Genomic DNA, 18,751 nt, shown 5'->3' on the forward strand with positions numbered 1-18,751 from the left:
CCCTGATCAACTTTCGGGGCACGCGACATGCCGGCATCCTTTTCCACGTTCGCGTCGGGCTGGCGAACCCTTGGTCTCGTCGTGGCGCTGCCGGCGTCCCTGGCCGTGTTCAGCCCCGTCACCTTCGCAGCCGACGTACTGGTCGTCACCGACAGCCACCACCCGGTCAAGACCATGGGCGGCGAGCGGCTGATCGTGCTAGACGAAGCCCGCCGGATTGAAGCGGAGCTTTCTGCGGAACTGCCCGCCGCCCCCGAACAGGCGGCGGCCACCGTCAAGCGTCGGCTGAACCAAGGCGGCGCCGACCTACAGCGCCGCATCGCTTCCGCATACCAGGGCGTCACCGACGCATGGAGCCTGGGCATCACCAGCATCCCGGCTGTCGTGGTGGATCAGCGCTACGTGGTCTATGGCGAGCCGGATGTGGCCCGCGCTGTCGCGCGCATCGAGCAGCGTCGGAGGACCCAGCCATGACGCGACCATTCGACCTGATGCGCCGCATGCGGGCCGGCGTGGCTTCCTTGATGCTGCTCAGCGCCACGGGTAGCTACGCCTTGAACACCACCGCCATCGTTGCCTCGGTGGCCTCGCCCGATTGCTTGGAGTACCGGGTGGTGGGTATCTGCTACTGGCTCTACTGCACCTGGGGAGGATGCACGGTGCGCACCTCTGTCAAGGTGCGCCACTACATCCCCGATGCGGTCGTCTCCAGCTACAGCAACACGGGCGAGAACCCGTGGGTTGAAGTCCGGGCGATGAGTACGGCCAATCCGTCCGCCCAAGCGGGCGGCGATGGAACGACGAACGAGGATCACGAAAACAATCTCGCGAAATTCAAGAACGCCGAGGTGATCGGCCATCCCGGCGTCGAGGTGTTCAACCAGTTTGTTTCGTCCTCGGGCTACTTCTGCGAGGGCGCGGGAACGGCATTCATGCCGTATCTGCTCAGCACCTTGGACACGCTTGCCTGGCGCTACAACGTGCCCGAGATGGCCTACCCGGAGGCATTGATTCCCGGCATGCGCGAGGTCGGCGCACGCACCACGATGAGCCTTTGGGGCAACGTGTATCCCCGCGGCGGCTTCCTGCACCAGACCGACGACCACAAATCGGGGGCCGTGGTGGCCCAGCGTGCGGGAGATATCGTCACTCGCCGGGGGCAGTTGCACGTGTACCAGCCGCTGCTTGCCAACGCCCGCGATGGCTACTGGCCCGCCGGCGCGCTGATGGAGGGTGATGCCTCGACTGGCAAGTGGCAGGAACTCACGCCCGTCCTGTCCTCGTCCTGCACGGTTTTCCCACGCACCGGCTTCCTGACCCAGGCCCAGCAAGGCGACTACGCCTGGGCGCTGTGGCGGCCGTATGCCTGCTGCGAACGCCGTGGACAGGTGTTCCTTGGCAGCGTTGATTTCCTTTGAGGTGTCGCGATGAAGCGTTCCGACTCTATGCAGTTCTCCCCACCGGCTCGTGGCAAGATGATCTGTTTGGCGATTACCGGCGCGTTGGTTCTGGCAAGCGGCGTGGCCTGGGGCCAACTAGGCTACCAGACCAGCGGCAACGTCATCGGCGATGACGTCATGTACTCCTTCGGCGGCGGCAGCGCCGTTTCGATGGGCCGCGCAGCCGGCATGCGCTCGCTCGGCGTGGGTGTCGGCTGGAACAGCAATCTGATCTGCGGCGACATGAGCATTCAGACCACGTTGAAGAATCAACTCAACGGTGTCACCAATGGCTTTCAGCAGATCATGTCCTCGGTGATCCAGAGTGCTACGAGTGCTGTGGCGTCCCTGCCGGCGTTGATCATCCAGCGTGCAGATCCAGGCCTCTACAACCTGCTCACCAACGGCGTTCTGCAAGCGCGGCTGGATTTCGACCGCTCGAAGCTGACGTGCCGCGCCATGGCCGAAAAGATGGCCGAAACGGCTGGCGGCCAACTCGGCTGGAGCCAGATGGCAGAGGGGTTGGCACTGCGTGACGCTGTTTCGAGCACGGATGCCGTCTCGGCCATCGAGCAGGCCGAGACGCGCCGTGGCAACGATGGCGTGCCCTGGGTCGGGGGAAGCAATGCCGGCGGCTCCGGTCAGCCCGCGATCAAGGTGGTCGGTGACGTCACCCGCGCGGGCTACAACCTGGTCAATGGCCGCGGGGTGACCGACACGTCGGCAATCGCTCCGGCCAGTTGCACGAGCCTGTCGTGCCAAACCTGGACCACGCCGCAGGCGGCCATCGAGTGGGCAACACGGGTGCTCGGCGAGAAGGAGCAGCGCACCTGCGACGCCTGCACCAAGACGGAGACGGTGCCCGGCGTCGGGCTGACGCCCCTGATCCAGGAGGAGTACGACGCCAAGCTGCAGGCGCTCCAGGACCTGGTCTCCAAGGCGAAGAACACGACGCCCGAAAACCTGCGGGAGGCCGGCAGCGCGTCGCTGCCCATCACGCGCGGCGTGGTCGAGGCACTGCGCGACGAACCGGACCAGCACCTGCTGTCGCAGCGCCTGGCGTCCGAGGTTGCGCTGGCGTCGGTGCTGGAGAAGGCGCTACTGCTGCAACGCACGCTGCTGACCGGCAAGAAGGAGCCCAACGTGGCGGCCAACCAGCTCGCCGTGGAGGCGGTGAACCACGAGAGCGACACGCTCGATCGCGAGATTCGCAACCTCAAGACCGAGCTGGAGCTGCGCCGGGAGCTGGCGAACAACTCGCCCATGGCGATCATCCAGCGCCACGGCACGCGCGCGGCGGGCTCGCGTGGCATCTACGAAGGCGATCCGGTGCCTGACCGCCTCGATCAGTTGCAGAAGGGCAATCCGGGAGGCCGGCCATGAGCCTGATGCGTGCGGCCTGGCTGCGCCCGCGCTGGCTGTTCAACCGGCGCGCAGCGAAGGCGCTGCTGTGGACGGTGGTACTCGCGGCCGTCGCCGTGGGTGCCAACATCGTTGGCATCTACCTCGTCGGAAGCGTCGCGGGCTGGGAGCGTTGGCTGGCGGCAGCAGCGGGCTACTTCCTGGTCTGGCGGCTGTGCCTGTATGGCGCGACGGCCTACGGCTGGGTCTGGATGCGTCGCCGGCTGCTTGCGCGTGAGGACGACGCGCAAGCGCGGCGCCGCCTGGTACGCAGCGAGATCGCCGGCGTCGTTGCCATCGTGGCGCTTGAAGCCAGCCTGTTGATGCAGGGCTGAGGGGAAGTCCGAGCCATGACGCTTTTCACAACCGACTACCTGGAGTACTACCTGACCTTGGTGTCCTGGATCGTCAACAACGGCATCTGGGCGGTACTGGTATCCAGCGGGGTATTCGCACTGCCCTTCGTGGCGATCATCGTGCAGGAATGGCTTAAGGCCCGTGCGGAAGGTGCCGACGAAGGCAACAAGGGCGTGCTCTCGGCCGCACGCATCGAGAACCGGGTGTTCGTCGCCATCGTGGTGGTGATGTTCGCCGGCATCCCCTTCATCGACGTGGACCTCAACACAATTCAGTACGACAGCTCGCGCTCGGCCCAGTGCCAGGTCAACGTGCCGCAGCCCACGGATACCGGCTGGTCCCAGTCCTTCAGCACCATCAACAACCAGAGTGCCAAGGTGCCGGTCTGGTGGGCCTTCATGCACGCGCTCTCGCGCGCCGTCACCAGCGCCTCGGTGGCGGCAATCCCGTGCGGGACAGACCTGCGACAGATGCGCATGGAGATCGACGCTACCCGCATCAATGACCCGGTTCTGGCTCAGGAAGTGGCCGATTTCACACACGACTGCTACGGACCTGCACGCGCTAAATTGTTCATGGCGCGGCCGGAGCTGGACGAAGCTCAAATGAACGACGTGACCTGGATCGGTTCGAGGTTTTTCACGGATACCGGCGGCTACTACGACAGCTACCGTTCCAGCACGGCGCGCGAGTCATGGCCCTATGACGACACCCGCGACGCAGGGCTTGCGCAGGTGGCCAGTGGCGGCGGCTACCCGACCTGCAGGCAGTGGTGGGCCGATGGCAGCAACGGCCTGCGGGCACGGCTGCTGAGCCAGGTGGACCCCAGCCTGTTGAATCGCTTGGCGGGCTGGGCCGGGTTCCTGAGCCGTACCGAGGTGGACGATTCGGTGGTCCGTACCATCGCGTCACCGCGACAGCAGAAGCTCACCCAGGGTTCGGTCTATACCGACTACGGCGGCCAGATCGACAAGACCCTGCCGAACATCGTGACGCGGGCCACGGGGGATGTAGGAATGGCGGTCGGGGCACTTGCCGCATTTCCCGCCATGGACGTGGTGCGCCAAGCGCTGCCCATGGTGCTTGCCTTGCTCAAGATGGCACTGGTCATCTGCATCCCGCTCGTACTGGTCGTCGGAACCTATGACCTGAAGACGGTCGTCACCGTCAGCGTCGTGCAGTTCGCGCTGTTCTTCACCGATTTCTGGTTCCAACTCGCACGCTGGATCGACAGCACCATCCTCGATGCGCTCTATGGGTGGGGCTTCGGCTGGAACCGGCCACACACTAACTTCGATCCGCTGGTGGGGTTGAACAATGCCTTTGGCGACCTGCTCCTGATGTTCGTCATGGGCACGATGTTCATCGTGCTGCCTACATTCTGGATCATGGCCTTGGCTTGGGCGGGCGTTCGTGCCGGCAACGTGCTGCAAGGCCTCGCCGGGGCCACCGGAGATGCCAAGGCCGCTGGCGGCAAGGGTGGAAGTATTGCGATCAATGCAGTGGGGAAAAAGTGATCTTTGCGCCGACAACCCCCGCGGCGTAGTAGGCTTATCGTAGGGAAAGATGCAGCGATCCTGACCAACTGCAACGCCAGGATTTCACACGATGACCACCAACACTCTTCGCTACCCATCCATCGTGCCGAGCGGCGAGGGAAAGTCGGTGCTCGAAGCCGTGCTTCGGCTGCAAGGGGTCGATTTCATCACTGGCCCAATTCATCTAGACGGCTCAGCAGATTTTGCTGCGGCTGATGATCAAGCACATGACCTTGAAGCGTGCATGGCAAACCTTCATGACACAGTGTTGGATGCGACCGGCAAATCCCTGTCCGATACCGATCTCCACGAGGTTCTGCTCAACCTTCCACGCGCTATCCGAAAGCAGGTGAAAACCTGGGGAGTGGCAGACACCGAAGTACGCGAGCAGATTTATCGGCACCTCCAGAACACAGCTCTGTGACGAATTAATCGTCCTCGACATGAGGATCAATGCGAAAACCGTCGTAGGTGTATAGGCCAAACCCTGCTGGTCCGTTTCGCCACTCTGGCTCGGGCAATTCATCGCCCAGGTCGGCATTGCGGGCCATCCAGGCAACCACCATGACCAACACCAGCAGCAGAGCCAGCCAGAAGGTGCTGTAGAGCAACACTCCGAGCGCGGCCAGCTTGACTATCCACACAATCGCGGCGGCGCCAGCTCGCGGCAGTCCCTTGGATACCAGCCAGTTCGACGCCCGCCGTTCGCCGCGAGCATAGGCGCGCCATCCGCGGCCAAAGGCGCGGCCGAGACGTTCTGCAGTGCTGGTGCGGGTTGTGGTATTCATGGTCGTCTCCTGCTACTGAGGGATGCCTATTCCGGTGTGCTCCACGTCATTCAGATTGGGGCTTCAATATGTTCTCTTTCTGCTTCAGGACGATCCGTCATCCGGTTCTACCGGGCCGGGGTCGGGTTCCACGCCGATGCGGTAGGTGGCAACGAAACGCGGCCAGTCCGCATGGTCAACCAGATCGATGTCCTCGATGACGCTGACCTTCGTTTCCGCACGCTCGAACAGCGCGATGCTCTTGGCGGGATAGTTGTTGCGCGACGGATAGAGCACCCCGTCGAACAGCGGCTGGCCGTCGTCGCCGAGCATCGCATGCACCTGGGCGGACACCTGCTGCGTGTGCGTGTAGTCACGGCTGGCCAACTGCTCCAGGTTCAGACCAAAGTAGCCCGCCATGACGCCCGGTGCCGTGAGATCGGCCAGAAGCACGTCGGCCACCACCCCTACGGCGCGCACCATCCTGCCCTGGACTTCTTTCAACGCGATCGAGCGCTTCGCGTCATCAAGCCACTGATGCTTGTGAAACACCGACTCCATCAGCGCCGTGGGCAGGTCGCGCCCCAGGTAGAGCACGCCGTAGGCCCGGGCCGGGTCGTCGTAGCGATTGGTGCTGCCGCGGCCATAGTACAGCGGGCTGCCCCGATAGACGACGCGGCTCACATGCTGGAGCAGTTCACCGGCATCGATCAGGAACGAAGGCAGCTCGTGGCTCATGGCGGTCTCGCTTCAATGCACCTGAACGCCCAGCACGTTGAACACGGCCTCGGCCACGTCGTCGATCGTGCCATGCGTCACCGCATCCACCGGCGAGCGACCGCCCAAGCCTTCGAGCGGTTCGGACAGTGCGCGGTAGATCGTCCAGTGATCGATACCCTCGACCTCCTGAAGCACGGTTTGGGTCAACTGCTGCTTTACCGGGTCGAGCTGCCAGTCGGGCAGCTTCTGACCGCGCGGCCCAACGTTCAGCGCCAGCAGCCGACGCGCGAGGATGTCCTTGTAGATCTGCTGGCGCGACTTGTCCGCCAGCTTGGCGAACTCGGTGGGCGGCAGGTTGTGCGGCTGGTTGAAGGCTTCCAGCAGCACAGCGCGGCCTCGCTGGACGTCGGTTTCATTCGGTGCCCAGCGCGTGTCGGCGCGCAGCGCGGCCGCCTTGCGTGCAAGGGCCTGACCAACGGTCTCGCCCTCCAAGTTAGCGGGCAGTGTCACCGCTTCCACACGCTCGTGGACGAACGCCTGCAACTCGGCCGCGAAAGCCGTGGCATCCCGGATTTCGACGGTATCCGCGAAGCGGCGCACATCTTCCACCGTGACGCGCGGCAGACGGTCGGCAATGAATTCAATGGCAGTGGGCATGGTCATCTCCCGAGTAGGTTTGAGACAGGATTCACTCTAGTCGCCTTTGTCGCGCTTGTCAACTTTGTCGCCTAGAGAGCAACCTACCTGGCGGAAGCAGCGTCTTCGCAGCATAGACCGAGGCCAGCGCCTGGTCGCCGTCCAATGCATTCGAGCGAGTTCCACATTGACGGTGGAGCCGCAATCCAAGCCCCGCTATACCGAAACGGTTAAAGGCCAAAGGGCCGAAATGGCAAGGGAATGGGGTGCAAGGGGAAAGGCCCTACCTCGAAAAGGCCAAAAGGCCTCCCGGTCGGCCCGTCATTAGGACACCTCACATGCTCTCCCTGTTCCAGCGAAAACGGCCCTCGGTCGCTGCCGATCCATCGCCAGCACCCGCCATCGATCTCCCGAAAGGGCTGCTGCGGCCTGGGTCGGCCGCTTCGCTGCTGGCGACGCCGCGCCGACAGAAGCTGCTGGAACACATCTGGCAGCGCACGTCGCTCTCGCGCAGGCAGTTCGCCACCTTGTACCGGGCGCCGCTGGAACGCTACGCCGAGCTGGTCCAGGCCTTCCCGGCTTCCGAGGCGCATCATCACGCATACCCCGGCGGCATGCTGGACCACGGCCTGGAAATCGTCGCCTACAGCCTGAAGCTCCGGCAGTCCCATTTGCTACCCATCGGTGCCAGTCCCGAGGATCAGGCGGCGCAGTCTGAGGCCTGGACCGCCGCCGTCGCCTATGCCGCGCTGCTCCACGACGTTGGCAAGATCGCCGTCGATCTGCACGTCGAACTGGCCGACGGGACCGTGTGGCATCCGTGGCATGACCCTCTGGTCCAGCCATACCGATTCCGCTACCGCGAAGACCGCGAGTACCGCCTGCACAGCGCCGCGACGGGGTTGCTCTACCGCCAACTGCTCGATCGCCACATCCTGGACTGGCTCAGCGGCTATCCATCTCTCTGGGCACCGCTGCTTTACGTCCTGGCCGGACAGTACGAGCACGCCGGCGTGCTGGGAGAACTGGTCGTACAGGCCGACCGCGCTTCCGTGGCTCAGGAGTTGGGCGGCGATCCAGCCCGCGCCATGGCAGCGCCCAAGCACGCACTGCAACGCAAGCTGCTGGACGGGTTGCGCTACCTGCTCAAGGAACAGTTGAAGCTGAACCAGCCGGAAGCCTCCGATGGCTGGCTCACCGAGGATGGTTTGTGGCTGGTGAGCAAGACAGTCTCGGACAAACTGCGCGCACATCTCCTGTCTCAAGGGATCGATGGCATTCCTGCGAACAACACTGCCGTGTTCAACGTGCTGCAGGATCACGGCATGCTCCAGCCTACCTCGGACGGCAAAGCGGTCTGGCGCGCGACCGTGACCAGCACGACCGGCTGGTCCCATTCGTTCACCCTGTTGCGTCTCGCTCCCGCGCTGATCTGGGAGTCTGGCGAGCGACCAGCACCTTTCGCAGGCACGGTAGAGATCGACGCGACGCCCGCAGAAAACGATGCCAGCACGTCGGCTCCCGCGCCTACTGTCTCGGGGAAACCAGCGCAGGGAGGTCAAGAACCTCCAATTTGGGAGGGCGACGGCACCACCATCGTTTCACCTCCCGCAGCCCAGCCCATGCCCGACGTCATGGAGGACTTGCTCGCGATGGTGGGCTTGGGTGAGTCGGCCGGCGTTGGCCAGGATGCCGAGGAGTTCTTCCACACTCCCACGCCAGCGACAGCCGCAACCTCCCTTCCATCACCTGCACCTGCGCCTACGCCTCTGTCATCGGCGACGAAGCCATCCGGGGAACATTTCATGGCTTGGCTGAAGCAGGGAATCGCCTCACGACGGCTCATCATCAACGACGCGAAGGCGCTCGTGCATACGGTGAATGACACGGCCTACCTGGTCAGCCCTGGTGTGTTCCAACGCTATGCGCAGGAGCATCCCGAAGTGGGCGCGCTTGCCAAGCAGGAGAATCAACAGGATTGGCAGTGGATGCAGAAGCGCTTCGAGAAGCTGCAGCTACATCGCAAGCACCCCAATGGCCTGAACATTTGGACTTGTGAAGTCACGGGCCCGAGGAAGTCCCGCCGACTGCATGGCTACCTCCTGGAAGATGGGTCCTTGGCATTCCCCGAAATACCGCCCAACAATCCCTATCTTGCTCTGACTCAGGAAGGATGACGCGATTCGGGCATTGATCGCCACCACCGTGTGGCGATCAATGCCCCGCGAAAGCTGGCAACATTTAGCGAACTGAGCTACTCGGCCCGCGCCAACTCCTGTGCAAGGAACGGAGCGGTTCGGCTGCCAGACGTTCGGGCCACCTGCTGAGGGGAACCCGCCACTACGATGCTGCCGCCGGCAGCGCCCGCGCCCGGCCCCACGTCGATCACCCAGTCGGCCTGGGCCACCGCGCGCATGTCGTGCTCGATCATCACCACGGTATTGCCGGCATCGACCAGGCGCTGCAACTGCACCAGCAGCCGGTCGGCATCCGACGCATGCAGTCCGGTGGTCGGCTCGTCGAGCACGTACAGGCTTCGGCCGCGCTGGCTGCGCTGAAGCTCGGTCGCCAGCTTGATGCGCTGCGCCTCGCCACCGGAAAGCTCAGTGGCCGGTTGCCCCAGGCGCAGATAGCCCAGTCCGATATCACGCAGCAGTTGCAGTGGCCTTGCCACCGCATCTTCACCCTCGAAGAATTCGCTGGCCTCGTCCACGGTCATCTGCAACACCTCGGCGATGTTGCGCCCGTTCCACTGCACCTTCAGCGTGGCCTCGTTGTAGCGTGCGCCATGGCACGTAGGGCACGGCGCGTACACGCTGGGCATGAACAGCAGTTCCACGCTCACGAAACCCTCGCCCTCGCAAGTCTCGCAGCGCCCCTTGGCAACGTTGAACGAGAACCGTCCGGCGTCATAGCGGCGGCGTCGCGCATCGGGCGTGGCGGCGAACAGCTTGCGTACATGATCGAACAGGCCGGTGTAGGTAGCCAGGTTCGACCGCGGCGTGCGCCCAATCGGTTTCTGGTCCACCTGCACCAGGCGCTGTATGGCGTCCACGTCGCCCGCCAGATGACCACCGGTCGCTTCGATCACGGCCGGCCCTTCACTGGTGGCGTTATCGGCCGCATCGTCTTCAGGCTCGTGGCCCAGGTGTAGCAGCACCAACTCCGGCAGGGCCTGCGCGACGAGGCTGGATTTGCCGGAGCCGGAGATACCCGTGACGGCTGTTAGCACGCCCAGCGGAATGCGTGCATCCACGCCATGCAGGTTGTGGCGGTGAATGCCCTGCAGCTCCAGCCAGCCGGTCGCTTCGCGTGCTCGGCTTCCCGGCGCGGGGATCTCGTCGAACAGGTAGCGTGCAGTACGCGATTCGGCAATCTTGCGCAGGCCATCCGGTTCGCCGCTGTAGAGCACGCGGCCGCCACGCTCCCCGGCATCCGGCCCGACATCGACCAGCCATTGCGCGCGGCGCATCAGGTCAAGGTCGTGCTCCACCACGAACACCGAGTTACCCGCATCGCGCAGCCGGTCGAGCGCGTCGTACAGGGCCTGGCTGTCGGAGGGATGCAGGCCCGCCGAGGGTTCGTCGAGCACGTACACGACGCCGAACAGCAGGGAACTCAATTGCGTGGCCAACCGCAGGCGTTGCAACTCGCCGGCCGAAAGCGTCGGCGTGGCTCGGTCCAGCGTCAGGTAACCCAAACCCAGCCCACGCAGTTGACGCAGGCGCGCCATCACGCCACCGGCCAGGCGCTGCGCGGCGAGGCGCTTTTCTTCCGATAGCGCCGAGGTGCGGCGCACGTCGGGCGATACCGCATGGACGGCGCGGCCGGAGGCCGCGCGTTCGGCACGGTCGCGTCGGGTCGCTTCCTTGTCCGTAGCCGCCCCCGCTGCATGGGCGCGGAAATCGCCCTGGGCGATGGGTTCGAGCAAGGCCGCCAACTGATCCAGCGGCATCTGCATGAACTCGCCGATGTCCACGCCGGCGAACGTGACCGACAGCGCCTCGGGCTTGAGCCGCTTGCCGTGGCAGGTGGGGCACGGTTTGCCCTCCATGAACCGGGACACGCGCTTTCTCATCAGCGCGCTCTGGGTGTTGGCAAAGGTGTGCAGCAAATACCGTCGGGCGCTGGTGAAGGTGCCCATGTAGCTCGGCTCCATCTTGCGTTTGAGCGCGGCGCGGGTCTCGGCAGGCGTGAAGCCGGCGTACACCGGCACCGTCGGTGTTTCCTCGGTGAACAGAATCCAGTCGCGATCCTTCTTCGGCAGGTCCTTCCACGGTCGGTCAACGTCGTAGCCCATGCTGACCAGGATGTCGCGCAGGTTCTGGCCTTGCCAGGCGGGGGGCCAGGAGGCGATCGCCCGCTCGCGGATGCTCAGGGAGGGATCGGGCACCATGTTGGCCTCGGTCACCTCGTACACATGGCCCAGGCCGTGGCAGGTCGGGCACGCTCCCTGCGGCGTGTTGGGCGAAAAATCCTCGGCGTACAGCATGGGCTGGTTGGCTGGGTAGGCGCCAGCGCGCGAATACATCATCCGCACCAGGCTGGACAAGGTGGTCACACTGCCCACAGAGGAACGCGCGTTGCTGGAGCCCCGCTGCTGTTGCAGCGCCACCGCCGGCGGTAGGCCGTCGATCGCATCGACGTCCGGTACGCCGGCCTGGTCGATCAGTCGCCGCGCATAGGGGGCCACCGACTCGAAGTAGCGCCGCTGGGCCTCGGCATAGATGGTGCCAAAGGCCAGCGAGGACTTCCCGGAGCCGGAGACACCCGAGAACACCACCAGCGCGTTACGCGGGATGGCGACATCCACGTCCTTGAGGTTGTGCTCGCGCGCGCCGCGCACTTCCACCATGCCGCTGGCGGCAGCGGTACAAGAGGATTCACCGAAAGAATTGTTTGGCATGTTTTTATCCGGTAGTTCGTCCCGCTCAGGACGGGACTTCCTGAGTTCGGGTGCCGCGGCGGCTAGCTTCGAGCGCTGCGGTGACAGAGCGGGCGTCGTAGCTGCCGCGCAGGCGGCGACCCTCGACGAAGAACGTCGGCGTGGCGTGCGCACCGCTGGCGACCGCACTGGCGAGGTCGCGCTCGACACGCTCGATCACCGCAGGGCTGTCGAGATCCGCGATGAACCGATCGACGTCGAGCCCAAGCTCTGCGGCGTAGCCGATCAGATCCTCGCGCTCCAGCGCGTGCTGACGGGTGAACACGAAGTCCAGCCACGGCCAGAACATCCCCTGATTCGATGCCGCCTCGGACGCACGCGCGGCGATCGGCCCATGCGGGTGGTGCGGCAAGTGGCGCACCACATACCGCAGGTCGTCCCCGAAGTGGGCGCGCAGATCCTCCCAAGAACCGGTAGCGTGCGCACAGTACTCGCACTCGAAGTCCACGTACTCCACCAGCGTGAGCTGCGCGTCCTCTGGCCCGCGAATGTGATCGACCTCGGGATCGACCGGCGGCTCAAGCACCATCGGCAGATCGGCGGTCTCCTCACCCCACCTGCGAGCGGCAACCTTGAAGATGAGCCACCCGAGCAACGTGGCGAGCATCATCGACACGAGCACGCCGACCGTCGCCTGGCGGCCCAGGTCGGAGGTCGTGCCGAACGCGAGCCCGATGATCAGCAGCGACACGGTGAAGCCGATCCCGGACAGCGCCGCCCCACCGAACACGCTCCCCACCCCGACGCCCTCGGGCAGCCGGCCCAGGCCGAGACGGACGGCGACGAGCGTGGTGAGCCCGATGCCCAGGAGCTTGCCGAGCACGAGCCCCGCGATGACGCCCCAGGTCACGGGCGAGCCGAAGGCCTCAGCGAGCAGCCCGCCACGCAGGTCCACCCCGGCGTTCGCCAAGGCGAAGATCGGCACGATCAGCAGCGCCGTCGGCAACCGCAGGAACTCGTGCAATCGCTCGTTCACCGAGATACCCCGGGACAGCCCGCAGTCCACCGCGCGGGCCGATGCGGCACTCGGCGACTGCCAGAAGTCGCGGAACAGTTGTCTTGCCGCAACGACCCCGTGACGTTGCGTCGCATAGGCGGGGATCAGCAGCCCCGCGGCCATCCCGGCGAGGGAGGCATGGATGCCGGAGTACAGGGTTGCGAGCCACAGCACGATCACGATCAGCACATACGGCATTGCCCGCCACTGGCGGGTGCGCCCCAGCCACCACAGCGCAACGAGACTGGCGAGGGCGATCAACAACGGGACGACCCGGATCTCCTCGCTATAGACGATGCCGATGATGGACACGGCGAGGAAGTCATCGACCACGGTCAGGGTGAGCAGGAACACACGCAACTGACCGGACAGCCGCGGACCGACGATCGCCAGGGTGCCCAGCATGAACGCCGTATCGGTGCCGACCACCGCACCCCACCCGTGCAGGCCCTGACCTCCGGCCAGCCCCACGAGCAGGACGTACACCAGAGCGGGAAGCACGACACCCGCGACACCCGCGATCAGGGCGAGACCGGCACGGCTGCGATCCCGGAGCGATCCGTGGGCGAACTCCTGACGCACCTCCAGGCCGATCAGGAAGAAGAAGACGACCATCAGGCCGTCGTTGACCCAGTGATGCAGATCCATGTGCAGGCCCAATGGCCCAAAGTTGAACCCGACGTCCAGGTGCCACAACCCGAAATAGGCATCGGATAGCGGCGAGTTCGCCCACGCCAGCGCCACAACCGTGACGATCACCAGCAGCACCGCCGCCCCGGACTCAGTGCGTAGATAGCGGGCAACTCGACTCCGTCTGATATTCGCAGAGGATTCACCGAGAGAAGCGTCTGGCATGTTCTTATTCTGTAGTTCGTGAGGTAGCGATGGGCCGATTTCGGGGGGGATATCGGTCAAGTGTACGGGCTTAGCGGCGTCGCGTCATCGAGCGAGCGCAGCCAAGTGAGCCTTTCTCCCAGCCTTCGCTCGACGCCCCTGTCCGTTGGCTGGTACCAGCCCGGCCGCGCCACGCCCTCGGGAAAATAGGTTTGCCCAGCGGCATAGCCGTTGGGCTCATCATGCGCGTAGCGGTAGCCTTCGCGATAGCCCATCTGCTTCATCAGCTTCGTCGGCGCATTGCGAAGATGGAGCGGCACAGCCTGGGAGCCGCTGCGCTTGACGAATGCCTTGGCCTGATCCCAGGCGGCATAGGCGGCATTCGACTTGGGGGCCAGAGCGAGGTAAGTCACCGCCTGGGCCAGCGGTATCTCGCCTTCGGGTGAGCCCAGCCTGTCGTAGGCCAGCGCGGCATTGAGTGCCAGTTGCAGCGCCTGCGGGTCGGCATTGCCGATGTCTTCGCTGGCCATCACCACCATGCGGCGGGTCACCTGGCTCACGTCGCCGCTGCCGTCGAGGATGCGGGCCAGCCAATACAGGGCCGCATCGGGGTCGGAGCCCCGTAGCGACTTGTGGAAGGCTGAGAGCTGCCAGTAGAACTCGTCACCGCCCTTGTCGAACCTGCGCAGCGATGGACTCGTGGACAGATTGGCGAACTCGCCATCGACCACGGTCTTGCCCGCGCCCGACGCCGCATTCGTCACCTGCTCAAGCAGATTGAGGAAGCGCCTGCCATCGCCATCGGCAAAGCCCTTTAGCAGGTCCAGCGCGTCCGCGTCCAACTTGACGCCCTGGAGATGCGGCAGTGCGCGTTCGTAGAGCTGGTTCAGTTCGTCGCTGGACAGCGGTTCGAGGGTATAGACCTGCGCGCGCGAGAGCAGTGCGGAATTGACCGCCAACCCCGGATGCTCGGTCGTCCCCCCCACCAGGGTCAGGAGCCCCGACTCGACATGGGGCAGCAGGGCATCCTGCTGCGCCTTGTTGAAGCGATGGATCTCATCGACGAAAAGCACCGTCGATCGACCATGGTTGTCCAGTTCAGCCTGGGCCTCGTCGATGGCTTGCCGGATGTCCTTCACCCCGGCCAGCACGGCCGAGATGGCGATGAATCGGCTGTCGGTCGCACTGGCGGCCAGGCGCCCCAGGGTGGTCTTGCCCACGCCTGGCGGCCCCCAGAGGATGAACGAGTGCAACTTGCCCGCCTCGAACGCGAGACGCAGCGGCTTGCCGGGGCCGAGCAAGTGCCGTTGCCCGACGAATTCATCCAGCGTCTTGGGCCGCAGGAGTTCGGCCAAGGGAGGCTTGGGCTTTGTCGTGAATAGATCGGTCAAGTTGCTCTCCCTGGCATTTCTGATAGTTGACGTTCCGATAAGGTGGGCACCTCAATCCAGAGAGCCGGATTTATCCAACGCTGTGGGCTCTTTGTCGGCAATCGCATGCATGATGATGCGAGAGCCGCGGTAGCCGATGCTGTGGTTCCATACCCAGCTCAAAGCGACGCTGAGACGATTTCGCGTACCGATCAGAAAGTAGATATGCGCGAGCTTCCAGATCCACCACGCAAAGGCACCACGCAGCTTAACCCGCCCCATGTCAATCACGGCCAGGCTGCGGCCGATGGTGGCCAGGTTCCCCTGATGCCGGTATATGAAAGGCCCGTCAGCGGACTTGCCTTTCAAACGCCGTCCAATGAGGTTGGCGACGTACTTCCCTTGCTGTTTGGCGGCCGGGGCGATGCCCGGTACGGGCTTCCCGTCGGCCATAGTGCACGAGGCGGTATCGCCGATGGCGAAGACCTCCGGGCGACCAGCCACCGTCAGGTCGGGACCAACGACCACTCGACCCGCACGATCAGACGCAGCACCCAACCAGCGAGCCGCGGGAGACGCCTTGACCCCTGCGGCCCAGACGATGGTCTTGGCCGAAAGGGGCTTGCCGCCATACACCACGCCGTCGGCCGAGCATTCGGTGACCGGCGTACCCAGCACGACCTCGACCCCGAGCTTTTCGAGTGCCTGGCGCGTATAGGCCGAAAGATCCTCTGGAAAGACCGACAACAGACGCGGGCCCGCCTCGATCAGTACAACCCGGGACGTGCTCGGGTCAATAGAGCGGAAGTCACGCGCCAGCGTGTCTCGTGCAAGCTCGGCGATGGTCCCGGCCAATTCAACCCCGGTGGGACCACCACCGATGATGACGAACGTCTGCAGCGCGGCACGCTGCTGAGGATCGCTCGTGAGCTCGGCCTCCTCGAAAGCCGCGAGGATTCGGCCCCGAATGGCCGTGGCATCTTCCAGCGTCTTCAACCCCGGCGCAAAAGCCCCCCATTCGTCGTGTCCGAAATAGGCATGGGTAGCGCCTGTCGCGAGTACGAGCGTGTCGTAGGTTTGGCGTGAGCCATTGTTGAGAATGACCTGACGCGCGTCCTGGTCGATGCCTTCCACTTCCGCCATCAAGGTGTTCACTTCCGGGCGATTGCGGAAGAGATAGCGAATAGGCCATGCGATCTCGGATGTCGAAAGTGACGCCCCTGCAACCTGGTAAAGCAAGGGTTGGAACAGGTGATGATTGCGCCGATCGATGATCGTCACATCGACCTCGGCACCAGCAAGCTCGTTGGCAACCTCGATCCCGCCGAAGCCCGCTCCGATAATGACGACGTGATGTCGGTTTTTGGAGGTCTTTGTCATAACCTGATCTCATCTCTCTCAGCGTTTCAGCGCCGATGCGTGGTATGCCATATGCTCGCCAATGAAACTGGCAATGAAGTAGTAGCTGTGGTCGTAGCCAGGGCGCAGATTCAACGTGAGCGGGTGCCCCGTCTCGTCGCAGGCTTTGCGCAGCAGATCGGGCTGAAGCTGACTCTCCAGGAACTCGTCGCCCAAGCCCTGATCCACCAGCAGCGGCAGACGCTCCTGCACGGTGCGAATCAGCTCCACGGTGTCGTACTGCTTCCACGCCTCCCGGTCGCTGCCCAGGTACGCCTCGAAGGCCTTGTGTCCCCAGGGAACCTGGGTGGGCGCGACGATGGGCGAGAAGGCCGAGACGCTTCGATAACGGCCCGGGTTGCGCAGGGCGATGACCAGGGCGCCATGCCCGCCCATGGAATGGCCGCTGATGCTCCGCTCCGCCGTCACGGGAAAGTGGGCCTCGATCAGCGCCGGTAGTTCCTGCACCACGTAGTCATACATCCGATGATTCGCAGCCCAGGGTTCCTGCGTGGCGTTGACGTAGAAACCCGCCCCCTGTCCGAGGTCATAGGCGGGATCGTCGGCAACGCCTTCGCCGCGTGCGCTGGTATCGGGCGCGACGACGGCAATGCCATGTTCGGCTGCGTAGCGCTGGACGGCGGACTTGGTGATGAAGTTCTGCTCGGTGCAGGTGAGGCCTGAAAGCCAGTACAGCACCGGCACCTTGCTGTGCTGTGCCTGCGGAGGCAGATAGACGCCGACCTTCATCGTGCAACCGAGCGTCGTGGATTCATGCTGATAAACGTCCTGCCAACCATCAAAGCTGGCGTGATGTTCGATGCGTTCCATGGTGTTCTCCTATGTTCAAAGGAACGGCGCAGCTCTCGCGCACCAGGACGGCAGCTCTTCAGGAAGATTTCTCTTCCGCTGCCGTGTCACCGTGGGCGTGTCTGATCCTGCGCACGATCCACCAGATCGTCAGCATCACCGCAGGCACCAGAACCGCCATCACCGGCGCCACGCTGTCGTGAACCATCGGAATGCCCTTGAGTAAATAGCCGAGAAGACTCACGACGTAATAAGAAATTGCCGCGACCGACAGGCCTTCGACGGTTTGCTGAAGGCGCAATTGCATCTTGGCCCGGTTGTTCATCGACGCAAGCAGATCGCGGTTCTGGCGTTCAAGCTCGACGTCGATCCAGGAACGCAGCAACGCGATGGCCCGGGTCAGCTTGTCGGAGAGCTTGGTCTGGCGCTCCTTTACGGATTGGCATGTCCGCATGGCGGGAGCGATGCGACGCTGCAGGAAATCCGCCCAGGTGAAGTACCCGGATACGGCTTCTTCCGAAAGCGCTGCCAGCCTTTCCTCGACGATCTCGTAGTAGGCACGGCTGGCGCCGAAGCGATAGAGATTCGCCGCAACGCCAGCTTCCAGCTCGGCAGCCAGGGCGGTCAATTCGGACAGCAGCACGTCGCTGTCGCGCCGTTCCACCAAGCTCGTACACATCTCGTCGGTGATCGCCGCAAGGCGCGACTCCATGCGCCGCAGCTCCGACGTCATCGACCGCGTCAACGGCAAGGACAGCAACGCCAAGGTGCGGTAAGTCTCGATCTCCAGCAGACGTTGAGCCAGCGCACCCGCCCGCGCCGGGGTCAAATCGCGGGCCAGGACGAGCATCTGCGTCAGGCCATCCTCATCCTGTCGAAAGTCGGTCAGGATGGCGGCAGAGCCGTTCTCCACCAGCGAGTAGCACAGGCTGGCAGGATCGAAGCGATCGACCTCCTTCTCCGTTTCCGGCGTCCACGGAAGAAGTCTCAAACGGATGCCGGATACGACCGGGCCGGGAGGAACAAATCCATGCTTGAACGGATTTTCGCCGCACGGCTCTCCCGTCTCGGAATCCAGCGAAGCGCACCATAGATACGTCGAGAACTCGGTGTGCTTTTCGCAGTGCAGGTCTCCTTCATCCCATGTCACGCCGTGAAGCGGCGTAGCATGGTCGGGTTCGGCAACGCCGAAGCGATGAGACAACTCACTCATCGCCATCTGATCCCTGGCCTGATCGCCTTCGGTAATGAAAGCGAGCTGCAATATGCTGCGGGGGGCCTGAATCAACAGATGCGGGCGCGCATGCACTTCACCCACGGCCGCAGCACGATCGGCATAGGCCGGCATGCCGTACACGGTGGCGGTCGGGGCGGGTTGTACGGTCGTCGTATTGATGTTGGCCGGCTCTTGCATAACGACCTCATTTCTCATTGGTTGAAAAACACGCTTCAAAGCAAATGCCCGCAGCCATGCGTTTCGCACATGGCTGCGGGCCGATCTTCATGAGCGGGCACCGCTCTACACGGTCCGTCCAATAG

The 18,751-nt window shown here is 64.1% G+C and carries 16 protein-coding genes; 7 read left to right on the top strand and 9 right to left on the bottom strand.

Annotation, left to right across the window (positions count from 1 at the left end; translation table 11 throughout):
• Positions 1-27: 27 nt before the first annotated feature.
• The 6 genes from D5301_RS07235 to D5301_RS07260 all read left to right on the top strand — a co-directional run bounded on the left by D5301_RS07235 (position 28) and on the right by D5301_RS07260 (position 5,159).
• A complete protein-coding gene (locus D5301_RS07235) occupies positions 28-474 on the top strand; it encodes a TIGR03757 family integrating conjugative element protein (protein ID WP_029885964.1) in 447 nt (148 codons plus the stop codon).
• Entirely contained in the window at positions 471-1,418 is a 948-nt protein-coding gene (locus D5301_RS07240; RefSeq protein WP_029885965.1) for a TIGR03756 family integrating conjugative element protein, read from the top strand. Before D5301_RS07235 ends, D5301_RS07240 begins: the two co-directional genes overlap by 4 nt.
• Positions 1,419-1,427: 9 nt before the next feature.
• Positions 1,428-2,822, top strand: coding sequence for an integrating conjugative element protein (locus D5301_RS07245; protein WP_153855213.1), 1,395 nt, complete (start codon positions 1,428-1,430; stop codon positions 2,820-2,822).
• Positions 2,819-3,175, top strand: coding sequence for a hypothetical protein (locus D5301_RS07250; RefSeq protein ID WP_029885967.1), 357 nt, complete (start codon positions 2,819-2,821; stop codon positions 3,173-3,175). The genes D5301_RS07245 and D5301_RS07250 overlap by 4 nt, the downstream gene beginning before the upstream one ends.
• A gap of 15 nt (positions 3,176-3,190) precedes the next feature.
• Complete coding sequence (locus D5301_RS07255; RefSeq protein ID WP_029885968.1) at positions 3,191-4,714, top strand: conjugal transfer protein TraG N-terminal domain-containing protein; 1,524 nt, start codon at positions 3,191-3,193, stop codon at positions 4,712-4,714.
• 91 nt (positions 4,715-4,805) lie between these two features.
• The gene (locus D5301_RS07260) at positions 4,806-5,159 is read left to right on the top strand and encodes a hypothetical protein (RefSeq protein WP_029885969.1); all 354 of its coding nucleotides are present in this window, start codon (positions 4,806-4,808) and stop codon (positions 5,157-5,159) included.
• 4 nt (positions 5,160-5,163) lie between these two features.
• On the opposite strand, the gene D5301_RS07265 is transcribed toward D5301_RS07260, so the two are convergent.
• From D5301_RS07265 to D5301_RS07275, 3 genes are all read right to left on the bottom strand, one after another.
• Entirely contained in the window at positions 5,164-5,523 is a 360-nt protein-coding gene (locus D5301_RS07265) for a DUF3742 family protein (protein ID WP_029885970.1), read from the bottom strand.
• Between the two features lie 84 nt (positions 5,524-5,607).
• Positions 5,608-6,240, bottom strand: coding sequence for an RES family NAD+ phosphorylase (locus D5301_RS07270; protein ID WP_029885971.1), 633 nt, complete (start codon positions 6,238-6,240; stop codon positions 5,608-5,610).
• Between the two features lie 12 nt (positions 6,241-6,252).
• Positions 6,253-6,879, bottom strand: coding sequence for a hypothetical protein (locus D5301_RS07275; RefSeq protein WP_029885972.1), 627 nt, complete (start codon positions 6,877-6,879; stop codon positions 6,253-6,255).
• 317 nt (positions 6,880-7,196) lie between these two features.
• On the opposite strand from D5301_RS07275, the gene mobH reads away from it, so the two are divergent.
• Positions 7,197-9,035 carry a MobH family relaxase gene (gene mobH / locus D5301_RS07280; RefSeq protein ID WP_023435209.1) on the top strand — a complete coding sequence of 613 codons (1,839 nt, stop codon included), beginning with the start codon at positions 7,197-7,199 and terminating at the stop codon, positions 9,033-9,035.
• A 77-nt stretch (positions 9,036-9,112) separates the two neighbouring features.
• On the opposite strand, the gene D5301_RS07285 is transcribed toward mobH, so the two are convergent.
• The 6 genes from D5301_RS07285 to D5301_RS07310 are packed head-to-tail and all read right to left on the bottom strand — an operon-like array spanning position 9,113 to position 18,626.
• The gene (locus D5301_RS07285) at positions 9,113-11,764 is read right to left on the bottom strand and encodes an excinuclease ABC subunit UvrA (protein WP_029885973.1); all 2,652 of its coding nucleotides are present in this window, start codon (positions 11,762-11,764) and stop codon (positions 9,113-9,115) included.
• Between the two features lie 25 nt (positions 11,765-11,789).
• Positions 11,790-13,655 carry a Na+/H+ antiporter NhaA gene (gene nhaA, locus D5301_RS07290; RefSeq protein ID WP_029885974.1) on the bottom strand — a complete coding sequence of 622 codons (1,866 nt, stop codon included), beginning with the start codon at positions 13,653-13,655 and terminating at the stop codon, positions 11,790-11,792.
• Positions 13,656-13,711: 56 nt separating this feature from the next.
• Positions 13,712-15,025 carry a replication-associated recombination protein A gene (locus tag D5301_RS07295; protein ID WP_006402503.1) on the bottom strand — a complete coding sequence of 438 codons (1,314 nt, stop codon included), beginning with the start codon at positions 15,023-15,025 and terminating at the stop codon, positions 13,712-13,714.
• Positions 15,026-15,076: 51 nt separating this feature from the next.
• Complete coding sequence (locus D5301_RS07300; protein ID WP_023103888.1) at positions 15,077-16,384, bottom strand: NAD(P)/FAD-dependent oxidoreductase; 1,308 nt, start codon at positions 16,382-16,384, stop codon at positions 15,077-15,079.
• A gap of 18 nt (positions 16,385-16,402) precedes the next feature.
• Positions 16,403-17,233, bottom strand: a complete 831-nt coding sequence (gene fghA, locus D5301_RS07305) for an S-formylglutathione hydrolase (protein ID WP_023103887.1) — start codon at positions 17,231-17,233, stop codon at positions 16,403-16,405.
• 58 nt (positions 17,234-17,291) lie between these two features.
• Entirely contained in the window at positions 17,292-18,626 is a 1,335-nt protein-coding gene (locus D5301_RS07310) for a DUF3422 family protein (RefSeq protein WP_023435206.1), read from the bottom strand.
• Between the last annotated feature and the right edge of the window lie 125 nt (positions 18,627-18,751).

It is taken from the genome of Stenotrophomonas sp. MH181796, from assembly GCF_009659995.1.
Taxonomy (GTDB): Bacteria; Pseudomonadota; Gammaproteobacteria; order Xanthomonadales; family Xanthomonadaceae; genus Stenotrophomonas; species Stenotrophomonas riyadhensis.